This window comes from Nocardia paucivorans NBRC 100373 (assembly GCF_000308675.1).
Classification (GTDB): Bacteria; Actinomycetota; Actinomycetes; order Mycobacteriales; family Mycobacteriaceae; genus Nocardia; species Nocardia paucivorans.
On record NZ_BAGE01000002.1, the window covers coordinates 48,507 to 65,011 of the forward strand.

General features: G+C 65.6%; 20 protein-coding genes, 1 tRNA gene and 1 pseudogene. 12 read left to right on the forward strand and 10 right to left on the reverse strand.

What is annotated here, in order from left to right; translation table 11 throughout:
- Positions 1-65: 65 nt before the first annotated feature.
- Positions 66-659, forward strand: a complete 594-nt coding sequence (locus tag ON32_RS01190; protein ID WP_040788031.1) for a TetR/AcrR family transcriptional regulator — start codon at positions 66-68, stop codon at positions 657-659.
- A gap of 501 nt (positions 660-1,160) precedes the next feature.
- On the opposite strand, the gene ON32_RS29495 is transcribed toward ON32_RS01190, so the two are convergent.
- The 3 genes and pseudogenes from ON32_RS29495 to ON32_RS29500 form a co-directional block, all read right to left on the reverse strand.
- Entirely contained in the window at positions 1,161-1,538 is a 378-nt protein-coding gene (locus ON32_RS29495; protein ID WP_245550745.1) for a methyltransferase domain-containing protein, read from the reverse strand.
- Between the two features lie 39 nt (positions 1,539-1,577).
- A pseudogene (locus ON32_RS30755) lies at positions 1,578-1,679 on the reverse strand (hypothetical protein); the annotation flags it as partial.
- Positions 1,643-2,014, reverse strand: a complete 372-nt coding sequence (locus tag ON32_RS29500; RefSeq protein WP_306307639.1) for a class I SAM-dependent methyltransferase — start codon at positions 2,012-2,014, stop codon at positions 1,643-1,645. The gene ON32_RS29500 and the pseudogene ON32_RS30755, both read right to left, overlap by 37 nt.
- On the opposite strand from ON32_RS29500, the gene ON32_RS01200 reads away from it, so the two are divergent.
- Both ON32_RS01200 and ON32_RS30760 read left to right on the forward strand, forming a co-directional pair.
- Positions 1,959-2,414, forward strand: coding sequence for a MerR family transcriptional regulator (locus ON32_RS01200; protein ID WP_051132747.1), 456 nt, complete (start codon positions 1,959-1,961; stop codon positions 2,412-2,414). The two genes, ON32_RS29500 and ON32_RS01200, sit on opposite strands and share 56 nt — an antisense overlap.
- A gap of 237 nt (positions 2,415-2,651) precedes the next feature.
- Positions 2,652-2,768: a mobile element transfer protein gene (locus ON32_RS30760; protein WP_373284225.1), complete on the forward strand. Its 117-nt coding sequence runs from the start codon at positions 2,652-2,654 to the stop codon at positions 2,766-2,768.
- A 253-nt stretch (positions 2,769-3,021) separates the two neighbouring features.
- Here the strand turns inward: ON32_RS30760 and ON32_RS01205 are convergent.
- Together ON32_RS01205 and ON32_RS01210 are read right to left on the reverse strand one after the other, a co-directional pair.
- Positions 3,022-3,095 (reverse strand) — tRNA-Pro (locus ON32_RS01205).
- Positions 3,096-3,201: 106 nt separating this feature from the next.
- Positions 3,202-4,164 (reverse strand): metallophosphoesterase, encoded by a 963-nt coding sequence (locus tag ON32_RS01210; protein WP_040788034.1) that lies wholly within the window; start codon positions 4,162-4,164, stop codon positions 3,202-3,204.
- A gap of 102 nt (positions 4,165-4,266) precedes the next feature.
- On the opposite strand from ON32_RS01210, the gene ON32_RS01215 reads away from it, so the two are divergent.
- Positions 4,267-4,731 (forward strand): GatB/YqeY domain-containing protein, encoded by a 465-nt coding sequence (locus ON32_RS01215; RefSeq protein WP_040788036.1) that lies wholly within the window; start codon positions 4,267-4,269, stop codon positions 4,729-4,731.
- 157 nt (positions 4,732-4,888) lie between these two features.
- Here ON32_RS01215 and ON32_RS01220 read toward each other — a convergent pair whose 3' ends face one another.
- Entirely contained in the window at positions 4,889-7,270 is a 2,382-nt protein-coding gene (locus tag ON32_RS01220) for a penicillin-binding protein (protein ID WP_040788038.1), read from the reverse strand.
- Positions 7,271-7,661: 391 nt separating this feature from the next.
- On the opposite strand from ON32_RS01220, the gene ON32_RS01225 reads away from it, so the two are divergent.
- Entirely contained in the window at positions 7,662-7,985 is a 324-nt protein-coding gene (locus ON32_RS01225; protein WP_040788040.1) for a WhiB family transcriptional regulator, read from the forward strand.
- 5 nt (positions 7,986-7,990) lie between these two features.
- Here ON32_RS01225 and bagB read toward each other — a convergent pair whose 3' ends face one another.
- Both bagB and bagA read right to left on the reverse strand, forming a co-directional pair.
- The gene (gene bagB / locus ON32_RS01230) at positions 7,991-9,145 is read right to left on the reverse strand and encodes an ATPase BagB (RefSeq protein ID WP_040788042.1); all 1,155 of its coding nucleotides are present in this window, start codon (positions 9,143-9,145) and stop codon (positions 7,991-7,993) included.
- Positions 9,142-10,179: an ATPase BagA gene (gene bagA, locus ON32_RS01235; RefSeq protein WP_040788045.1), complete on the reverse strand. Its 1,038-nt coding sequence runs from the start codon at positions 10,177-10,179 to the stop codon at positions 9,142-9,144. The genes bagB and bagA overlap by 4 nt, the downstream gene beginning before the upstream one ends.
- Before the next feature lie 120 nt (positions 10,180-10,299).
- Here bagA and sp36 point away from each other — a divergent pair, with 120 nt between their 5' ends.
- The 3 genes from sp36 to ON32_RS01245 are packed head-to-tail and all read left to right on the forward strand — an operon-like array spanning position 10,300 to position 11,792.
- Positions 10,300-10,464, forward strand: coding sequence for a Sp36 family protein (gene sp36, locus ON32_RS28410; protein ID WP_085995098.1), 165 nt, complete (start codon positions 10,300-10,302; stop codon positions 10,462-10,464).
- A gap of 7 nt (positions 10,465-10,471) precedes the next feature.
- Positions 10,472-10,957, forward strand: coding sequence for a RidA family protein (locus tag ON32_RS01240; protein WP_051132739.1), 486 nt, complete (start codon positions 10,472-10,474; stop codon positions 10,955-10,957).
- Between the two features lie 43 nt (positions 10,958-11,000).
- Positions 11,001-11,792: an MBL fold metallo-hydrolase gene (locus ON32_RS01245; protein ID WP_040788046.1), complete on the forward strand. Its 792-nt coding sequence runs from the start codon at positions 11,001-11,003 to the stop codon at positions 11,790-11,792.
- Between the two features lie 41 nt (positions 11,793-11,833).
- On the opposite strand, the gene ON32_RS01250 is transcribed toward ON32_RS01245, so the two are convergent.
- Both ON32_RS01250 and ON32_RS01255 read right to left on the reverse strand, forming a co-directional pair.
- Positions 11,834-12,508 carry a Crp/Fnr family transcriptional regulator gene (locus ON32_RS01250; RefSeq protein WP_040788047.1) on the reverse strand — a complete coding sequence of 225 codons (675 nt, stop codon included), beginning with the start codon at positions 12,506-12,508 and terminating at the stop codon, positions 11,834-11,836.
- Positions 12,509-12,759: 251 nt separating this feature from the next.
- Positions 12,760-12,999 (reverse strand): hypothetical protein, encoded by a 240-nt coding sequence (locus ON32_RS01255; RefSeq protein WP_083873843.1) that lies wholly within the window; start codon positions 12,997-12,999, stop codon positions 12,760-12,762.
- Positions 13,000-13,159: 160 nt separating this feature from the next.
- Between ON32_RS01255 and nth the strand changes: the two genes are divergently transcribed.
- The 4 genes from nth to ON32_RS01275 are packed head-to-tail and all read left to right on the forward strand — an operon-like array spanning position 13,160 to position 16,495.
- The gene (gene nth, locus ON32_RS01260) at positions 13,160-13,939 is read left to right on the forward strand and encodes an endonuclease III (protein WP_051132748.1); all 780 of its coding nucleotides are present in this window, start codon (positions 13,160-13,162) and stop codon (positions 13,937-13,939) included.
- Positions 13,936-14,598 (forward strand): TlpA family protein disulfide reductase, encoded by a 663-nt coding sequence (locus tag ON32_RS01265; RefSeq protein ID WP_051132740.1) that lies wholly within the window; start codon positions 13,936-13,938, stop codon positions 14,596-14,598. Before nth ends, ON32_RS01265 begins: the two co-directional genes overlap by 4 nt.
- A complete protein-coding gene (locus ON32_RS01270; protein ID WP_040788049.1) occupies positions 14,595-15,305 on the forward strand; it encodes an NUDIX hydrolase in 711 nt (236 codons plus the stop codon). Before ON32_RS01265 ends, ON32_RS01270 begins: the two co-directional genes overlap by 4 nt.
- Positions 15,302-16,495 carry a MarP family serine protease gene (locus tag ON32_RS01275; RefSeq protein WP_040788050.1) on the forward strand — a complete coding sequence of 398 codons (1,194 nt, stop codon included), beginning with the start codon at positions 15,302-15,304 and terminating at the stop codon, positions 16,493-16,495. The genes ON32_RS01270 and ON32_RS01275 overlap by 4 nt, the downstream gene beginning before the upstream one ends.
- Positions 16,496-16,505 lie beyond the last annotated feature (10 nt).

The window sequence follows — 16,505 nt, forward strand, 5'->3', positions numbered from 1 at the left end:
TTGTCTAACATGCCCTTGAACGGTTGTCTAGAACAAGCGTTCAAGGGCCGGCTACAGTGAGGCATATGGGAAACAAGGAGGATCTGCTGGCGGCCGCCCGTGAGTGCATCTACGAACGCGGATTCGCCGCGACCACCGCCCGCGATATCGCCAACAAGGCCGGGGTGAGCCTTGCTGCGATCGGTTACCACTTCGGCTCCAAGGACAGGCTGCTCACCGAGGCGTTCACCACCGAGGCGGGCCGGGAAATCGGTGACGCCCTCGAAGCCAGCATTCGGGACACCGCCGGACAACCTCTCGCCGTGGCCTTCCCTCAGGTGTGGGAGGGCATCGCGGAGTTGTTCGCGCGCAATCGGGAGGTGATGGTGGCGAGCGTCGAGAACATGGTGCGCATCTACCGCACCGGAAGCGAGCGCGCGAGGATGGGCGAGCTCAACGCGCATGCAGTATCGGAAACCGCGGCCATGCTGCGGCAGGCGCACCCCGGGTTACGCGACGATCAGGCGCATGCCGTGGCGCAGCTGTACTTCATCCTCGTCAACGGCCTGGCATTGCAGTGGGTGAGCAACCCCGACGGCGAACTGCCCAGCGGAGCCGATCTCGCGACGGCCATTGCCGCCCTGGCACCACATACGACACCCGACAGCCAGGCGGAGTGATCAGGAGGAGACGCACCGAATTTCTTCGGCGCGGACGACCCGGAAACAGGCCGATGTCCATGCGTTCCCGCGCGGTGTTTCGGAGGGCTTCCGGAAACGGGGTAGCGGGCGGGAACCCTGACCGAACCTACCGCCCAGGGGCTGTTGCCATTTCTTCACACCCGAGTCGGGATGGCAGGATTTGAACCCACGACCTCTTCGTCCTGAACTCTCGGCCGAGTGGACTTCAAGAGCAATGGCCGGTCAATCGGCCGTAACCGACTGCTGAAGGCCGATCGGGAGGGATGAGGTTGCTGCACTTCTCTGCTGCGCAGCTTGGGCAGCCCGCGACGGGCATGAGCGGGGTATTTCGCGGCTGACCAGGGCCTTGGGCGGGTGCCACCGAGGATCTGATCAGGTTGGGTGAGGGTGGTCTCTTGATGAGGGTGGTCTCTTTTGGCCTCCGGCCGCCTGGTAGGCGTTGGCGAGGTCGTTTCGGCCGGCAAAGGGGGCCGCCGACTTTTACCGCGGTGCCGTCGCCGCAGCCATGAACATCGGCAGCGCCAGGAAGAGCCGGTCGGCCTCGGCCCGCGCCTGCTGCTCGGCGATCCAGCCATCCGCCTGCTCACGTGTGACAGCGCTTATGGAGTAGGCTCCTTCGGCCGGTCCGGTGAGCATGGGCAACATCGCCGGTCCGGTGAACACCTCGGTCCGCACCTCCACCGTCACATCCTGGAAGCCGGCCTCCAAGAGGAGATTACGATACCGGCGGGCGGTGCGCGGTCCGGTGATCATGTCTGCGCGGGCGTGCACGATGGCGCGGGTGAGGACCGGATCATCGGAGTCGATGACGATGATGTCCCAGTCCTGGCCGATCAGCGTGATCCGTCCCCTGGACACGAGAACCCTGCGGGCTTCTATCAAGGCTCGCTCTGGCTCGGCCAGTTCGTGGAACACTTTGTCGGCTCGGTATGCGTCCACCGAGGCGTTCGGCAGTGGTAGACCTACGCCCCTGCGTTCCGGAAGTCCGCTTCGGGCCACCGGCTGCGGGCAGCGGCGAGCATCGGCTCGCTCGGGTCTACGCCGATGGCCCTCACGCCTCGTTCGGCCAGTTCCGCCACAGCTCGTCCGGCGCCACACCCCACATCCACTGCCGACGTTCCAGGTCCAGCGTTGAGCAAGTCGTAGGAACGTGCCCGCAGTGCAACAGCGCTCGGCAGTCGATCAGCTGTGTCGAGCAGCGCGATGAGGTCGTCCGCGGGCTGTCGTTTTTGTACCGTTTCCTTGGCCATGAGCGAGAGTCTGCGACTTAATGTCGACATGAAGTCAAGTGAGCGCAAGAGGCCCGTGGACAGCGACCGCACATCGATTCCCATTGGAGCCCTCGCCGAACGCTTCGGTCTGGCCACACATGTCCTGCGTCACTGGGAGGCGATGGGGCTACTCACGCCTGCCCGCGACGCTGCCGGCCGTCGCCGATATGGGAGCGCCGACCTCACCCGCGTCGCCGTCATTCTGCGTGCCAAGGATGCAGGGCTCTCCCTCGACACCGTCCGTTCTCTGACCGCGGCCACCGATCCCGCCACGCGCCGGGACATCCTGTGCGAGGAGGCGGAGACGCTTCGCTCCCGCATCGCGGCTCTTCAGGCGTCACTCGAAATCATCGAATGCGCCCTCGGTTGCGATCACGAGGACTTCACCCAGTGCGCCCATTTTCGGCAGATGGTGATAGATCGCATGGAGTCGGCCGCGGCGCCGAAATCACACGACGGATGAATCGCGTAGTACGCGTGGAGCACGTTCTTCACCCGCGTCACTGCTCCCACTCCTCCACCCACCACTGTCCCCGGTGTTCCCATCCCGTACGCCGTCGACCCACACCGTGGAGCAGGCGCGGTGCCTGGCGTCCCAGGTGCCTCCGTCGCCGCACACCTCTGATAGGAGCCCCACCGTGGATTGTCGTTTCCGTAACCTTCGGCGCATCATCCCCGTCAAGGTCGCCTCCTGCGTCGAATGCGGCCGGAACTGCCACCCAGCTGCCCCTGCACCGTGCCTCGCTGCGACTTCTCCGCCGAGTACGACAGCCGCGCCGCCGAACTTGCCGCCCGTACCTACTGCTGCCCGGCCTGATGGGAGACCACCGATATATGGACGTTCCGCCCTGGCCTGCACCACCGGCGAGATCGCCGCCCATTTCGCCGAGATGACCGAGTGGTGCAACCGACCACTCGAGCCGGTGTATCCGGGGGCGCTGACCGTTCCACACGCTTGCCGACTGCCGCGGGCCGGACCAGAAATTCGGATACCCGTCCGGCTCGACAAAGAGCTAGGCCCCTGACCATCACTCCTGGTCAGGGGCCTATTCCGTGTCTCCACACACGAGTCGGGGTGGCGGGATTTGAACCCACGACCTCTTCGTCCCGAACGAAGCGCGCTACCAAGCTGCGCCACACCCCGTGAAGCGGACCTGAGGTAGCTTACATCAGTGTGGGGTCAGACGCTAAACCGGCAGGTGAATACGGATTTCTGCACCTGATTCGCCCCACTCGGCGGGCTGACCCACTCAGCGGGCTATGGCCTGCGAGGTGGAGCGGCCCTGGCCGGAATCGGAGTTCGGTCGCCGTGGCGGGGCGGGGACCAGGGTCAGCAGTGTGGCCTCGGGGCGGCAGCAGAAACGGTAGGGCGCCCACGGTGAGGTGCCGATACCGGCCGAGACGTGCAATCGGGTGTGCGCGCCCCATTTGGACGGGCCCTTGACCCGGGAACGATCGATATTGCAGTTGGTGACCAGCGCACCGTAGCCGGGCAGGCAGAGTTGGCCCCCATGGGTATGACCGGCCAGGACCAGGTCATATCCGTCTTCGGCGAAGCGGTCGAGGACTCGTGGTTCGGGCGAGTGGGTGAGGCCGAGGCGCAGATCCGCGAGCGGGTTCGGGGTGCCGGCGACGGTGTCGTAACGGTCGCGCTGTAGATGCGGATCGTCGACCCCGGCGCTGGCGATGCGGATACCGCTCACCTCGATATCGCGACGCACATGGGTGAGGTCGAGCCAACCCCGCTCGGTGAAGGCGGCGCGCAGATCCTTCCACGGCAGCGGGGCACCGTGGGTGCGGCGGTGGTTCTTGTCGAAGTACTTCAGCGGGTTCTTGGGAACCGGCGCGAAATAGTCGTTGCTACCGAAGACGAAGAGCCCGGGGCGCGACAGCAGTCCGCCGAGCGCTTGGACGACCGCCGGTACGGCCTTCTGGTGCGACAGGTTGTCGCCGGTATTGACCACCAGGTCGGGTTCCAGGCGGTCGAGCTCGCGCAACCACTGCTGTTTGAGCTTCTGCCCGGGCATCATGTGTAGATCGCTGATGTGCAGGACCCGTAGCGTCGCCGATCCCGGCCGCAGTACGGGCATGGTGGCCTCTCGCAGGACGAAGGCATTGCGCTCGATCAGCGAGGCGTAGCCGACTCCGGCTACCGCCGCTCCGGCGGCACCGATCGCCGTCCGGCGAAGAGCGGAGGTCGAGATTACGGGCATTTGCCCAGCATAGGTGACCGCGTTCGAGTGCGCGCACCATAGATTGGGAACGCACCTATATTTGATGGGCGCATGCGTATGCAGCGGCTACCGTCTGTGCACATGTCGGAACTCAAATCGCGGTTGCGGGCGGATATGACCGCCGCCATGAAAGCCAAGGACACCTTGCGGCTCAACACCCTGCGCATGGTGCTCGCCGCCATCCAGAACGCCGAGGTCGCCGGTTCACAGGCGCGTGAACTGTCCGATGACGAGATCGCCAAGGTGCTGGCGAAGGAATCGAAGAAGCGCAACGAGTCCGCGGAGGTCTACACCCAGGCGGGGCGGGGTGAACTCGCGGCGAACGAACACGCCGAGGCGCGGATCATCGATGAGTATCTGCCGACCCAGCTGACCGAGGCCGAGGTCGCCGATCTCGCCGAAACCGCTATCGCCCAGGTCGCCGAGGAACTCGGTGAGCGGCCGAGTATGCGGCAGATGGGGCAGGTGATGAAGGTGGCGACCGCACTGGCCGCAGGTAAGGCCGACGGTTCCCGGATCTCCGCCGCCGTCAAGGCACGGCTGTAGGACCCAGCGGTCCGTTTCCGGATAGTGGTTCGTTTGCCGCACCGGGTTCGGGGCGGTATCCGACGCTCGAAGGTCTCTGGTCGGGACCGGTGTCCTCGGTGGGGCATTGTGCGGCCGATCCCGTCAGGGGGCGATATCACCCCCTGACGGGATCCGGTCAACGCGGTATGGGTATAGGGATGGGCGGCAGGAATGGTGGCAGTGGCAGCCCCGGGATACCCGGTGGTGGAGCGGCCGGACGTCCCGGTGGCGGAGCCGAGCGTATGGTCCCGTCACTGACGTAGATCGTCACCAGCGACCCGGGGATCGCGGAGCCGTTCGGAGCCGAGCCGGTCACCGTGCCCTTCGGAGCGGAGCCGGGTTGATCCACGGCCGTGACCTTGAAGCCGGCTGTGGTCAGCGCGGCCGTCGCCTCGGCGCGGGTCATTCCGACCACATCGGGTACCTGGGAGTTCTGTGCGCCTCGGACGTACTTGTCGTCCAGCGGCGGCAGCGCGGGCGGGGGGAAGTTCGACACCACGGGTTTGATGGCGCTGAACCAGGTTCTGGCCGGTTCGTTACCACCGAACAGACCGGTGGAGTTGTTGCTGACACAGTTGCGCAGCGGGAACGAGCAGATCTCACCGGGGGTCGGGCTGTCGCCATAGATGTAGACCGCACCAGCGAGCGAGTTGGTGAAACCCAGGAAAGCCGAGGATCGGTGGCTTTCGGTGGTTCCGGTCTTGGCCGCGACCGGGAGGTTCCACCCGGTCGCGGCCGCGGCGGAGGCCGCGGTACCGCCGGGGGCGGAGTCCTTGCTCATCGCATTGGCGAGGGTGTTGGCGAGTCCCGGTTCGACGACCTGCTCGCAGGCCTGTTCGGTCAGCGGCACCGGTCTGCCGTCCCTATCCAGGACCTCCTGGATAGGGGAGGGCGGGCACCAGCGACCGCCGGAGGCGAGGGTGGCGGCGACATTGGACAGTTCCAGAGGGTTGACGGCCACCGGACCGAGGGTGAACGAGCCCAGATTCTGGCTCTTGATCATGTCCGCCAGGCTTTGGTTGTTCTCCAGCCCCGAGGTCCCGGGTTCGGTGTAGGAGCGCATACCCAGGCGTACCGCCATATCCACGGTCGGGGTGACGCCGACCGCCTGGATGAGTTTCACGAACGCGGTGTTGGGTGAGGTGGCCAGGGCCTCGGTCACCGACATCGGCGATTTGTAGCGGCCCGCGTTTTCCACGCAGTAGGTGGCGGGAGGACAGTTGGGCGCGCCGCCGTTACCCATGCCCTGAGCGTTGAATCGACCGGGCACATCGAGCTGGGCGTTGATACCGAGGCCTTTTTCCATCGCAGCGGCGGTGGTGAAGAGTTTGAAAATCGATCCCGCGCCGTCACCGACCATCGAATACGGCTGTGGAAGCAGGGTTTCATGCGCGTCGCGATCCAGGCCGTAGGTACGGCTGCTCGCCATGGCCAGGATCGGATGTTTGTCCTGACCGGGTCCGATCACCGACATCACCTCGGCGATATTGGGCAGATGCGGATCGGCCGCTTGGGTCACCGCACGTTTCACCGAATCCTGCACGGCGGGATCCAGGGTGGTTTTGATCAGATAACCGCCCTTTTCGATCTGTTCCCGCGTGATTCCGGCCTTTTCCAGGTATTGCAGCGCGTAGTCGCAGAAGAAGCCGCGGTCGTCGGCAGCGATGCAACCGCGCGGCAGCCCTTTCGGTTCGGGAAGTACACCGAGTGGTTTGGATTTCGCCGCCCGGAATTCCTCGGCACGGCTGGGGATGTTCTGGATCATGGTGTCCAGCACGGTGTTTCGCCGGATCAGCACACCTTGTGGATTGGTATATGGGTTCAGCTTGGAACTGCTCTGCACCATTCCTGCCAACATGGCCGATTGGGCCACGTCGAGGTCTTTGGCGTCGATGCCGAAGTAGGTCTGGGCGGCGTCCTGAATACCGTAGGAGGAGTTGCCGAACGGGACCAGATTCAAGTATCTGGTCAGAATTTCGTCCTTGCTGAGTTCCTTGTCGAGAGTGAGCGCCATCCGGATCTCGCGGATCTTGCGCGCCGGGGTGGTCTCGGTGGCGGCGCGCCGCTCGGCATCGGTTTTGGCGTCGACGAGCAGCAGGAAATTCTTCACGTATTGCTGGTCGATGGTCGACGCGCCCTGCTGTACCTCCCCGCTACTGGTATTGGTGAGGAACGCGCGGAGCGTACCTTGCCAGTCGACGCCGTCGTGGTCGGCGAAACGCCGGTCCTCGATGGAGACGATGGCCAATTTCATATCGTTGGATATGCGGTCGCTGGGCACCTCGAACCGTCGCTGTTCGTACAACCAGGCGATCGGATTCCCGGCCGCGTCGACCATGGTGGAGACCGCGGGTACGTTGCCCTCAACCAATTCCGCGGACACATTGTCGACGGCATCGGCGGCCCGGTTGGATGCGATACCGAAACCACCGGCGATCGGGAACAACAGCCCGGCAACGAGCACGGCGGCAAGCGCACAGCTACCGGCCAGCTTCGCGAGCGAATGTGTGATCGACACGGTTCACAGACTACGGGGTGACCCTTCGAGCTCCGCGCGCGTGTTTGGTCGGAATGTCTTGTGGCGGGTTCTCGGTGGTCGCCCGCCCGGCCGGGCGGGCGACGGTATGCGCGCGGGATGGGATACGGCGCGGGGCTGTATCACGGTTACGAATGGGCGCCCGGGTCGACGACCTGGGGAATCGAACGATTGCAGGCACGGACGTACCAGAAATTCACCATTCGGTCTTGCGCTCGCGGCATACCTTTACCTAGATTGAGAGCTCAGTGTGATAGAGCTAACACTCAAAGTGGAATGTGGTGCACTTCCCAGCGGGGTTGGGTTGCTGTGGGGTGTACGCGATTCCGGAGCGCCGTTGACCCGGTGTTCGGACTGCAAAGGGGCACATCAAATGCAAACGACATCCCCCGTCGCTCGATTGAACGTAGAGCAGGCCGAAGCGAGGATCGCCTGGGTTTCCCGGGCTCGATGCAAGGAAGTGGATCCCGATCAGCTGTTCGTCCGTGGCGCAGCGCAGCGCAAGGCGGCCACGATCTGCCGGCACTGCCCCGTCCTGATGGAATGTGGTGCGGATGCCCTGGACAATCGGGTCGAGTTCGGCGTGTGGGGTGGTATGACAGAGCGGCAACGTCGGGCTTTGCTGAAACAGCACCCGGAAGTGACCTCGTGGGCCGATTTCTTCCAGGCCCAGCGCCGGCATCAGGTAGCGATGTAACGCCTTTATCCCGTGGATGGCCGGTCGCCCGTATGAGACGGCTCCCCGGCCAGCCGGCCACCCACGGCCCGCAATGCCGTCAGATCGGCGACCTCGAACGGAAATGCGGGCACCGAGACGATCGGTACTCGCGGATGGGCTCCGGTGAACCGGTGCAGCAGATGCCGTTCCCGTCGCGCGGTGGTCACCCGGTGGGCGTGAACGCGTAATACCGCGGTGGTCAGCGGATCGGACTCGGCGAGCCGGTCGGCCGCGGTGAGCGCGTGATCGGCCGACAGCGAACACAATGCCGGATGGGTTCGGTTGAGCACCAACCCGGCCAACGGCATCCGCTCGGTGGACAACCGGTCCACGAAGAACGAGGCCTCCCGTAGCGCGTCCGGTTCCGGCGCGGCCACCACCAGGAAATAGGTTCCCGGTTTGGACAGCATCTCATAGGTGCGATTGGCGCGTTCCTGGAAGCCACCGAACAACGATTCCAGCGATTGCAGGAAATTCGAGGCGTCCTTGAGCATCTGGCCGCCCACAATGGTGGAGACGCCCCGGACGGCCAGGCTCATCGCCCCGGTGACGAACCGCCCGACCCCACGTCCGGGCGCCATGATGACTCGGATCATCCGCCCGTTGAGAAAATTGCCGAGTCGCTTCGGCGCATCGAGAAAGTCCAACGCGTTACGCGAGGGCGGAGTGTCGACGACGATGAGATCCCACTCGTTGCGGGCGGCCAACTGCCCCAGCTTCTCCATTGCCATGTATTCCTGGGTGCCGCCGAACGAGGAGGCCACGGCCTGATAGAAGGGGTTGGCGAAGATCTGCTCCGCCTTCTCCGGGGTGGTGTGGTCGAGCACCATATCGTCGAAGGTGCGCCGCATGTTCAGCATCATGGCGTGCAGTTCGCCCCGCGCCTCGGGCCCGAGTTCCACCCGTTGCGGGTTGTTGTCCAGATCGGCGACGCCGAGCGACTGGGCCAGCCGGCGCGCGGGATCGATGGTCAACACCACCACTTTTCGGCCTTCCTCGGCCGCCCGCAGTGCGATGGCGGCCGCGGTGGTCGTTTTACCGACCCCACCGGAACCGCAACACACCACGATTCGGGTTCGCCGGTCGCCGATGATCGGCGAGATGTTCCACGGGGCGGGGCCCACGGTCGAGATGCTCATCGGACTCCCTGTTCCCTCAGATAGGCGGCCAGTTCGTACAGACCGCCCAGATCCATGCCCTCGGACAGCGCGGGCAGCGTCAGCCGGGCCACGTCGAGGTCGAGTAGTTGTAGGGCGTTGTCGTCCTGTTCCTGCAACATGGTCGCGTGTTCGGTGGTTTCGGTGAGCAGGCCGGCGAAATCCTCATCGGACAGGGTGATTCCGGCGGTTTCCAGTCCGGCGCGTATCGCGGCCGTGTCCAGCTCACCGGCTGCGGCGCGGGCGCGCTGCTCGGCGGTGAGCGGACTCTGGGCCGCGCGGTTCACGATCACACTGCCAATGCGCAGATCGGCGCCGGTCAGTTCGTGGATGGCGTCCATGGTCTCCTGGACCGGTAGGGCCTCGAGCAGGGTGACCAGGTGAACCATGGTCTGGTCCGAATGCAGAAGCAGTGATACACCCTCGGCCTGTCCGGCGATGGGCCCGCCCTTGGCCACCTCGGCCATGGCCTTGGTGACGTCCAGAAAACTGGCGATCCGACCGGTCGGTGGGGCGTCGACCACCACTTCGTCGTAGACGGGTGCGCCTTTCATGTCGGTGCGGACCACGCACTCCTTGATCTTGCCGGTCAGGATGACGTCGCGGAGGCCGGGTGCGATGGTGGTGACGAATTCGATCGCGCCCATTCGGCGCATGGCGCGTCCCGCGAAACCCAGGTTGTAGAACATATCCAGGTATTCGAGGAAGGCATGTTCGATATCGAGGGCCAGCGCCACCACCTCGCCGCCACCGTCGGCGGTCGCGATCTTGGTTTCGGTGGGTGGGAGTGGCGGTCGGTCGAACAATTGGGCGATGGACTGACGGCCTTCCACCTCGACCAGCAGTACGCGACGTCCACCTGCGGCGAGTGCCAACGCGAGTGCCGCGGCGACCGTCGACTTACCCGTGCCGCCCTTACCGGATACATAGTGCAGCCGGGCGTTGGCCGCCCGCTCCGGCCACCCCGTTTTCGGCTCCGATTCGGCCTTGTCCGACTCCGTTGTTGGTACTGCCACGGTCGCGAGCCTATACCGGGATGTTGTCGAGGCCGATGAACAACAGGGTCGCCGAACCACCGCTGTATCGCATGCCACACTGCCGTGAGCGCGCCGGCAGGCACACCCTATGCTCGGCCCATGAGCGATACGACCCAGTGGGAATACGCGACCGTGCCGCTGCTGACCCATGCGACCAAGCAGATCCTCGATCAGTGGGGCGCGGACGGTTGGGAACTGGTAACCGTGCTGCCCGGCCCGACCGGCGAGCAGCATGTCGCCTACCTCAAGCGGCCGAAGCAGTAGGCCCGGGATGTCGGATTCGACGGTGAACGGGCCCGGGACCGATTGGCGGGCCAATCTGGAACGTCTCGGGCTGACTCTGCCCGAGGTCGTGGCGCCGGTCGCGGCCTATGTACCCGCGGTCCGTAGCGGTTCGCATGTCTACACCTCTGGACAGCTTCCGTTCGTCTCCGGCCGGCTCTCGGCGACCGGCAAGGTCGGCGCCGAGGTCTCCCTGGAGGAAGCGGTGGCCGCGGCGCGCTGGTGCGCCCTGAACGCCCTGGCCGCCGTACACGATCTGGTCGGCCTCGACGAGGTGGTGCGGATCGTCAAGGTGGTCGGTTTCGTCGCCTCGGCTCCGGGTTTCGTCGATCAGCCGTTGGTGATCAACGGTGCCTCGGAGCTATTGGGCGAGGTGTTCGGTCCGGCGGGCGAGCATGCGCGCTCGGCCGTGGGTGTGTTCGAATTGCCCAAGAACACACCGGTGGAGGTGGAACTCATCGCCGAAGTGCGCTGAAACCGGCTCGCGCCACAGTTTTTCGAAGACCGGGGTATATCCGATGACATCAACCCATCCCGCGTACGGACGGTTACGCCAGGTCACCGCGACCGCGTCGGTGCTGCTGGCGAACAATCCGGGACAGATGACCCTCGACGGCACAAATACCTGGATTCTGCGCGCACCGGGACGTTCGGATTGTGTGGTGGTCGATCCCGGTCCGGATCTCGACGAGCATATCGCGGGCATTGTCGAGGCGACCGGTGGTGATATTGCGCTGACCCTGATCACGCACCACCACCACGATCACACCGGCGGCATCGACGCCTTGGTGGAGCGGACCGGGACCCCGGTTCGGGCGGTGAACTCGGCTCATCTGCGTGGTACGGGGGAGCCGTTGGTCGATGGTGAGGAGATCGAGGCCGCGGGGCTTCGACTCACTGCGCTGCACACCCCCGGCCACACCGCCGACTCGATGAGTTTCGTGCTGGACGACGCCGTAATCACCGGGGACACCATTCTGGGCCGGGGCACCACGGTCCTGGAGTCTGCGCCCGGCGCCTTGGCCGCCTATCTGCGGTCGATGGATCGGCTGGTCGAGGCGGGGTCGGGGCGGGTCCTGTTGCCCGCGCACGGTCCGGACCATCCCGATCTGGAGCCGGTGGCCCGGTACTACATCACGCATCGGCGGGAGCGACTCGACCAGGTTCGCGCCGCACTACGGGAACTCGGACCGGACGCCGATGCCATGGCGGTGGTGCGGGTGGTGTATGCCGATGTGGACGAGAGTCTGTGGCCCGCCGCGTGTAGTTCGGTCGAGGCACAGCTGGAGTATCTGCGTTCCGAGGGGTGAGTCGAGGGTCCGGCCGGACACTCGGGTCCGGCCGGACGGAGTCAGCGAGCTCGGCGAGCCAAGCGCTCGGAGTCGGAGATCAACACGCTCTTACCCTCGAGCCGCAGCCAGCCGCGGTGGGCGAAATCGGCGAGCGCCTTGTTGACGGTTTCCCGAGACGCGCCGACGAGCTGGGCGATCTCCTCCTGGGTCAGGTCGTGGGTGACCCGCAGGGCGCCGGCCTCCTGGGTACCGAAACGCTGCGCGAGCTGCAGCAGGGCCTTGGCAACCCGGCCGGGGACATCGGTGAAGATGAGGTCGGCGAGATTGTTGTTGGTGCGTCGCAGACGACGGGCCAGTACGCGCAGCAACTGCTCGGCGATCTCCGGGCGCTGATCGATCCAGGACTTGAGTGCGTCCCGGTCCATGGTCACCGCACGTACCTCGGTGACGGTGGTGGCGGTGGAGGTGCGGGGGCCGGGGTCGAAGATGGACAGCTCGCCGAACATATCCGACGGTCCCATGATGGTCAGCAGGTTTTCCCGACCATCCGGGGAGCGGCGACCCAGTTTCACCTTGCCGGCCGTGATGATGTACAGCCGATCACCCGGTTCACCCTCGTTGAAGATGACGTGACCACGCGGGAAATCCACGGGCTGCAACTGCTTGGCAAGCGCCGCCACCGCGCTGGGCTCAACGCCTTGGAAAATACCTGCTCGGGCGAGGGCCTCGTCCACGAATGTGCTCCTTAGGGAAATGGCTGTAAGTCCTGGACCGAAGCGGGTCGGCCGACAGTGCAGTCTACGCGGTTCCCTGACCGCGTAGTGACAGACACCACGTCAAGGCAGAAGGTCGGCCGTGTGATCGAGGCCTGCCCGGGTCCGGACCGAAGGGAGCGACGTCGCATCAGCGGCGGCGCGGAGGGGGTGAGTCGAGGCGCGAAGGGTCCCCGACCTGCGCCGCCTCCGGGCGGCGCGATTCGATACCGTCAACTGGCGCGCGCGATATCCAGATCCTGTTCACCTTCCCGGGTGCGGGTCCGTCGTCTGCGCACCCGGGCCGCCGCGGGCGGCAGACCGAGTTTGGTCAGCTCGTCCACCTCGGCGTTACTTGCCTTGTCCAGGTACAGCTGGACTTCCTCGTCGGGTTCGAGGAGTTTGCGCAGCCGACTCTCGAACCGCTCCATGATGAGCGCGAACAGCATCAACACCACTGGGAAGAGCACCACAGCGAGAGCTTGCATGCCGAGCAGTAAACACTGTCGAGGTCTCAGATGGAATACGGGAGTAGAACTGGGAAGGCAACGTTGTAGGACCGTTCCGTATGGTGGATGGGTGCGTGTCCACCCTTCTGAAACCGCCGGGAACGAGCTCGCCGACCCCGCCGCGGTGGCTTCGGCGCGCCCGGCGACGGGTGGCGCCCCGAAACGTGGAATCCGGTCCCGACGAGCGGAAACACGGTTGGGATTGGTGCGCCGTGCCCGGCGTATGAACCGGAAATTGGCGGTCGCATTTCCCAACGCGCACTGTGAGCTGAATTTCACTAATCCGCTCGAACTCGCAGTGGCGACGATTCTGTCGGCCCAGTGCACGGATGTTCGAGTGAATATGACCACTCCGGCGTTGTTCGCCGCCTATCCGGACGCTCGGGCCTACGCCCAGGCAAACCGGGCCGAACTGGAGGAATACATCCGTCCGACCGGATTTTTCCGGAACAAGGCGAATGCGTTGATCGGTCTCGGACAAACCCTGGTCGAGAAGTACGATGGTGAATTACCTCACACCATGGAGGAACTCGTCGGTTTACCGGGCATCGGACGCAAAACCGCCAATGTCATTCTCGGTAACGCATTCGGAGTACCGGGTATCACCGTCGATACCCATTTCGGTCGTCTGGTGCGGCGCTGGGGCTGGACGAGCGAGGAAGACCCGGTGAAGGTCGAGCACGCGGTCGGGGCACTCATCGAACGCAAAGAGTGGACGATGCTGTCCCATCGGGTGATTTTCCACGGCCGCCGGGTGTGTCATTCGCGTAAACCCGCCTGCGGGGCCTGTGTGCTGGCCAAGGATTGCCCTTCGTACGGAATCGGGCCGGTGGAGTTCGAAACCGCCGCCGCGTTGGTGAAGGGACCGGAAGCGGAGCATCTGCTCGAGCTGGTGAGCCGGTGAGCCGGGTACCGGTGCTGTGGCGGTGGCTTCTGACGGGGGTGATCGTGGTGGTGGCCGCCGCCGTGGCGCTGTGGCCGCGAAACGAATCCGAGACCGGCGGACCCGCCACCGTGCGACAGAATGCGGAACGGATCGACGCCGGGCTACGGGCGGCGTCGGGGGTGGCGCAGTGCCCCCGAACCACGAATTCGGCAGGGGACGTCGGCCCGTGGTCCGGGCTGTCGTTGCGCTGTCTGGCCGATGGAATGCCGGTGAACGCCGCCGCGGCGGTGGCGGGGCGGCCCACGGTGTTGAACCTGTGGGCGTACTGGTGTGAACCATGCCGCGCCGAACTTCCGTTGCTACAGGAGTACGCGAACCGCGCGGGGGCGGCGGTTGCCGTGCTGACCGTGCACAGCGATCCCGATGAGGCGAAGGCACTGAGGTTGTTGGCCGCGCTGAACGACGAGCTGCGCGGGCGGGGAGGTCCGGAATTGCGTTTACCCGGCTTACAGGATTCCGAGGCAACCGTGCGGACGGTGGCGGGCGCGCCCACCGCCCTGCCGATCACCGTGCTGGTGCGGCCGGACGGTTCCATCGCCGACTATGTCGCGCGCCCGTTCCGAGATGTCGAGGACATCGCCGATACTGTCGCGGCTGCTCTGGGAGTCCGAGCATGACCGAGGATCGGATGCCGCCCTGGCTGCGCCGGGCGGCGGAACCGGGGCATCTCGATTTCTCCGACAGCCTGGGGCGCACTCGTGCCCTGCGCCGTGCGATGGCGGTGGCCGGCGAACCGCGACAGGCGGCGGTGCTGGTGCTTTTCGGTGGTAGTGCGGAGGCGGATCCATCCGCACCGGGTGGACTTCCGGCGGATGCCGAGGTATTGCTGACCCAACGCGCGTCCACCATGCGTCAGCATCGTGGACAGGTGGCCTTTCCCGGCGGTGCGGTCGATCCCGGCGATACCGGTCCGATCGATACCGCGCTGCGTGAGGCCTACGAGGAAACGGGGTTGGATCGCGCCGGTGTGCAGCCGGTCGCGGTATTGCCGAAACTGTTCGTTCCGCCGTCACGGTTCGATGTGACACCCGTGGTGGCGTACTGGCGAACGCCGAGTGAGGTGCGAGTAGTGGACCGGAGCGAGACCGAACGAGTGGTTCGGGTGCCGATGACGGAGTTGTTGGACCCGGCGAATCGGTTCCTGGTGCGCAGCACCCTCGGCTACCAGAGCCCCGCCTTCCAGGTGGACGGCATGCTGGTCTGGGGTTTCACCGGTGGAGTGTTGGCCGGACTCGTCACATCGATGGGATGGGAACGGGAATGGGACCGTTCCGATGTGCGCGATCTGGACGCGGCACTGGCGGCCGTGGGGATGTCGCTGTGAGCGCGTCGGGATGGCTCGATATCGCGGTCGTGATACTCGCCTTGCTGGCCGCCTCGTCCGGGTGGCGGCAGGGTGCGGTGGCGTCCGCCCTGGCCTTTCTCGGAGTGGTGTTGGGCGCGGTGGCCGGCATTCTGATCGCACCGCACATCCTGATCCATATCGAAGAGGGACGCAGCCGGGTGCTGGCGGGTGTGCTGCTGATCGTCCTGTTGGTCATTGTCGGTGAGGTTGCCGGCATGGTGCTCGGCCGTGCCGCGCGCAGCGGTATGCGGCATCCGTTCGCACGCGGTGCGGACAGTGCCGTGGGCGCGGTGCTACAGGCGGGCGCGGTGCTGGTGACGGCCTGGCTGCTGGCCCTGCCGCTGGCCACGTCCTCGCAACCGGCGATCGCCACGACCATCAATGGTTCCCGGGTGCTCGCCGATGTCAACCGGGTGGCACCGGACTGGCTGCGCCAACTGCCCAACGAGTTCTCCCGCCTGCTCAACACCTCCGGGTTGCCCGATGTGATCGGACCGTTCGGGCGGGCTCCGATCGCCGCCGTGGAACCGCCGGACCCGAATGTGCTGGCCAGTCCGGTCGCGGCCTCGTTGCAGCAGAGTGTGCTGCGGATTCGCGGGTCGGCGCCGAGTTGCCAGCGGGCGCTGGAAGGTTCCGGTTTCGTGATCGCGCCGGAACGGGTGCTGACGAACGCGCATGTGGTCGCGGGCACCACCCATGTCGCGGTGGATACCTCCGTCGGACCGCTGGAGGCCACCGTTGTCGACTTCGATCCCTCCATGGACGTGGCGGTACTGGCCGTGCCGGGACTCACCGCGCCCGTGATCCCGCGCGCGTCCGAGCCGGCCCGTTCCGGTGAGAGTGCCATCGTGCTCGGCTACCCCGGTGGCGGGCGGTACACGGCCAGCGCGGCCCGGGTACGGGAGGTACTCGACCTCACCGGTCCCACCATCTACCGGGACGGCACGGTCGAACGTGAGGTCTACACCGTCCGCGGCCAGGTGCGGGCGGGTAACTCGGGCGGCCCGTTGGTCGACGCTCAGGGGCAGGTGCTGGGTGTGGTGTTCGGCGCCGCCGTCACCGATGACGACACCGGATATGTGCTCACCCTGAACGAGATCCGCCGGCGCATCGACAGTGCGGCGGCGGCCGTCACACCGGTGGCCACCGGCCCCTGTGTGCTGAGTTGAACCCGGTGCG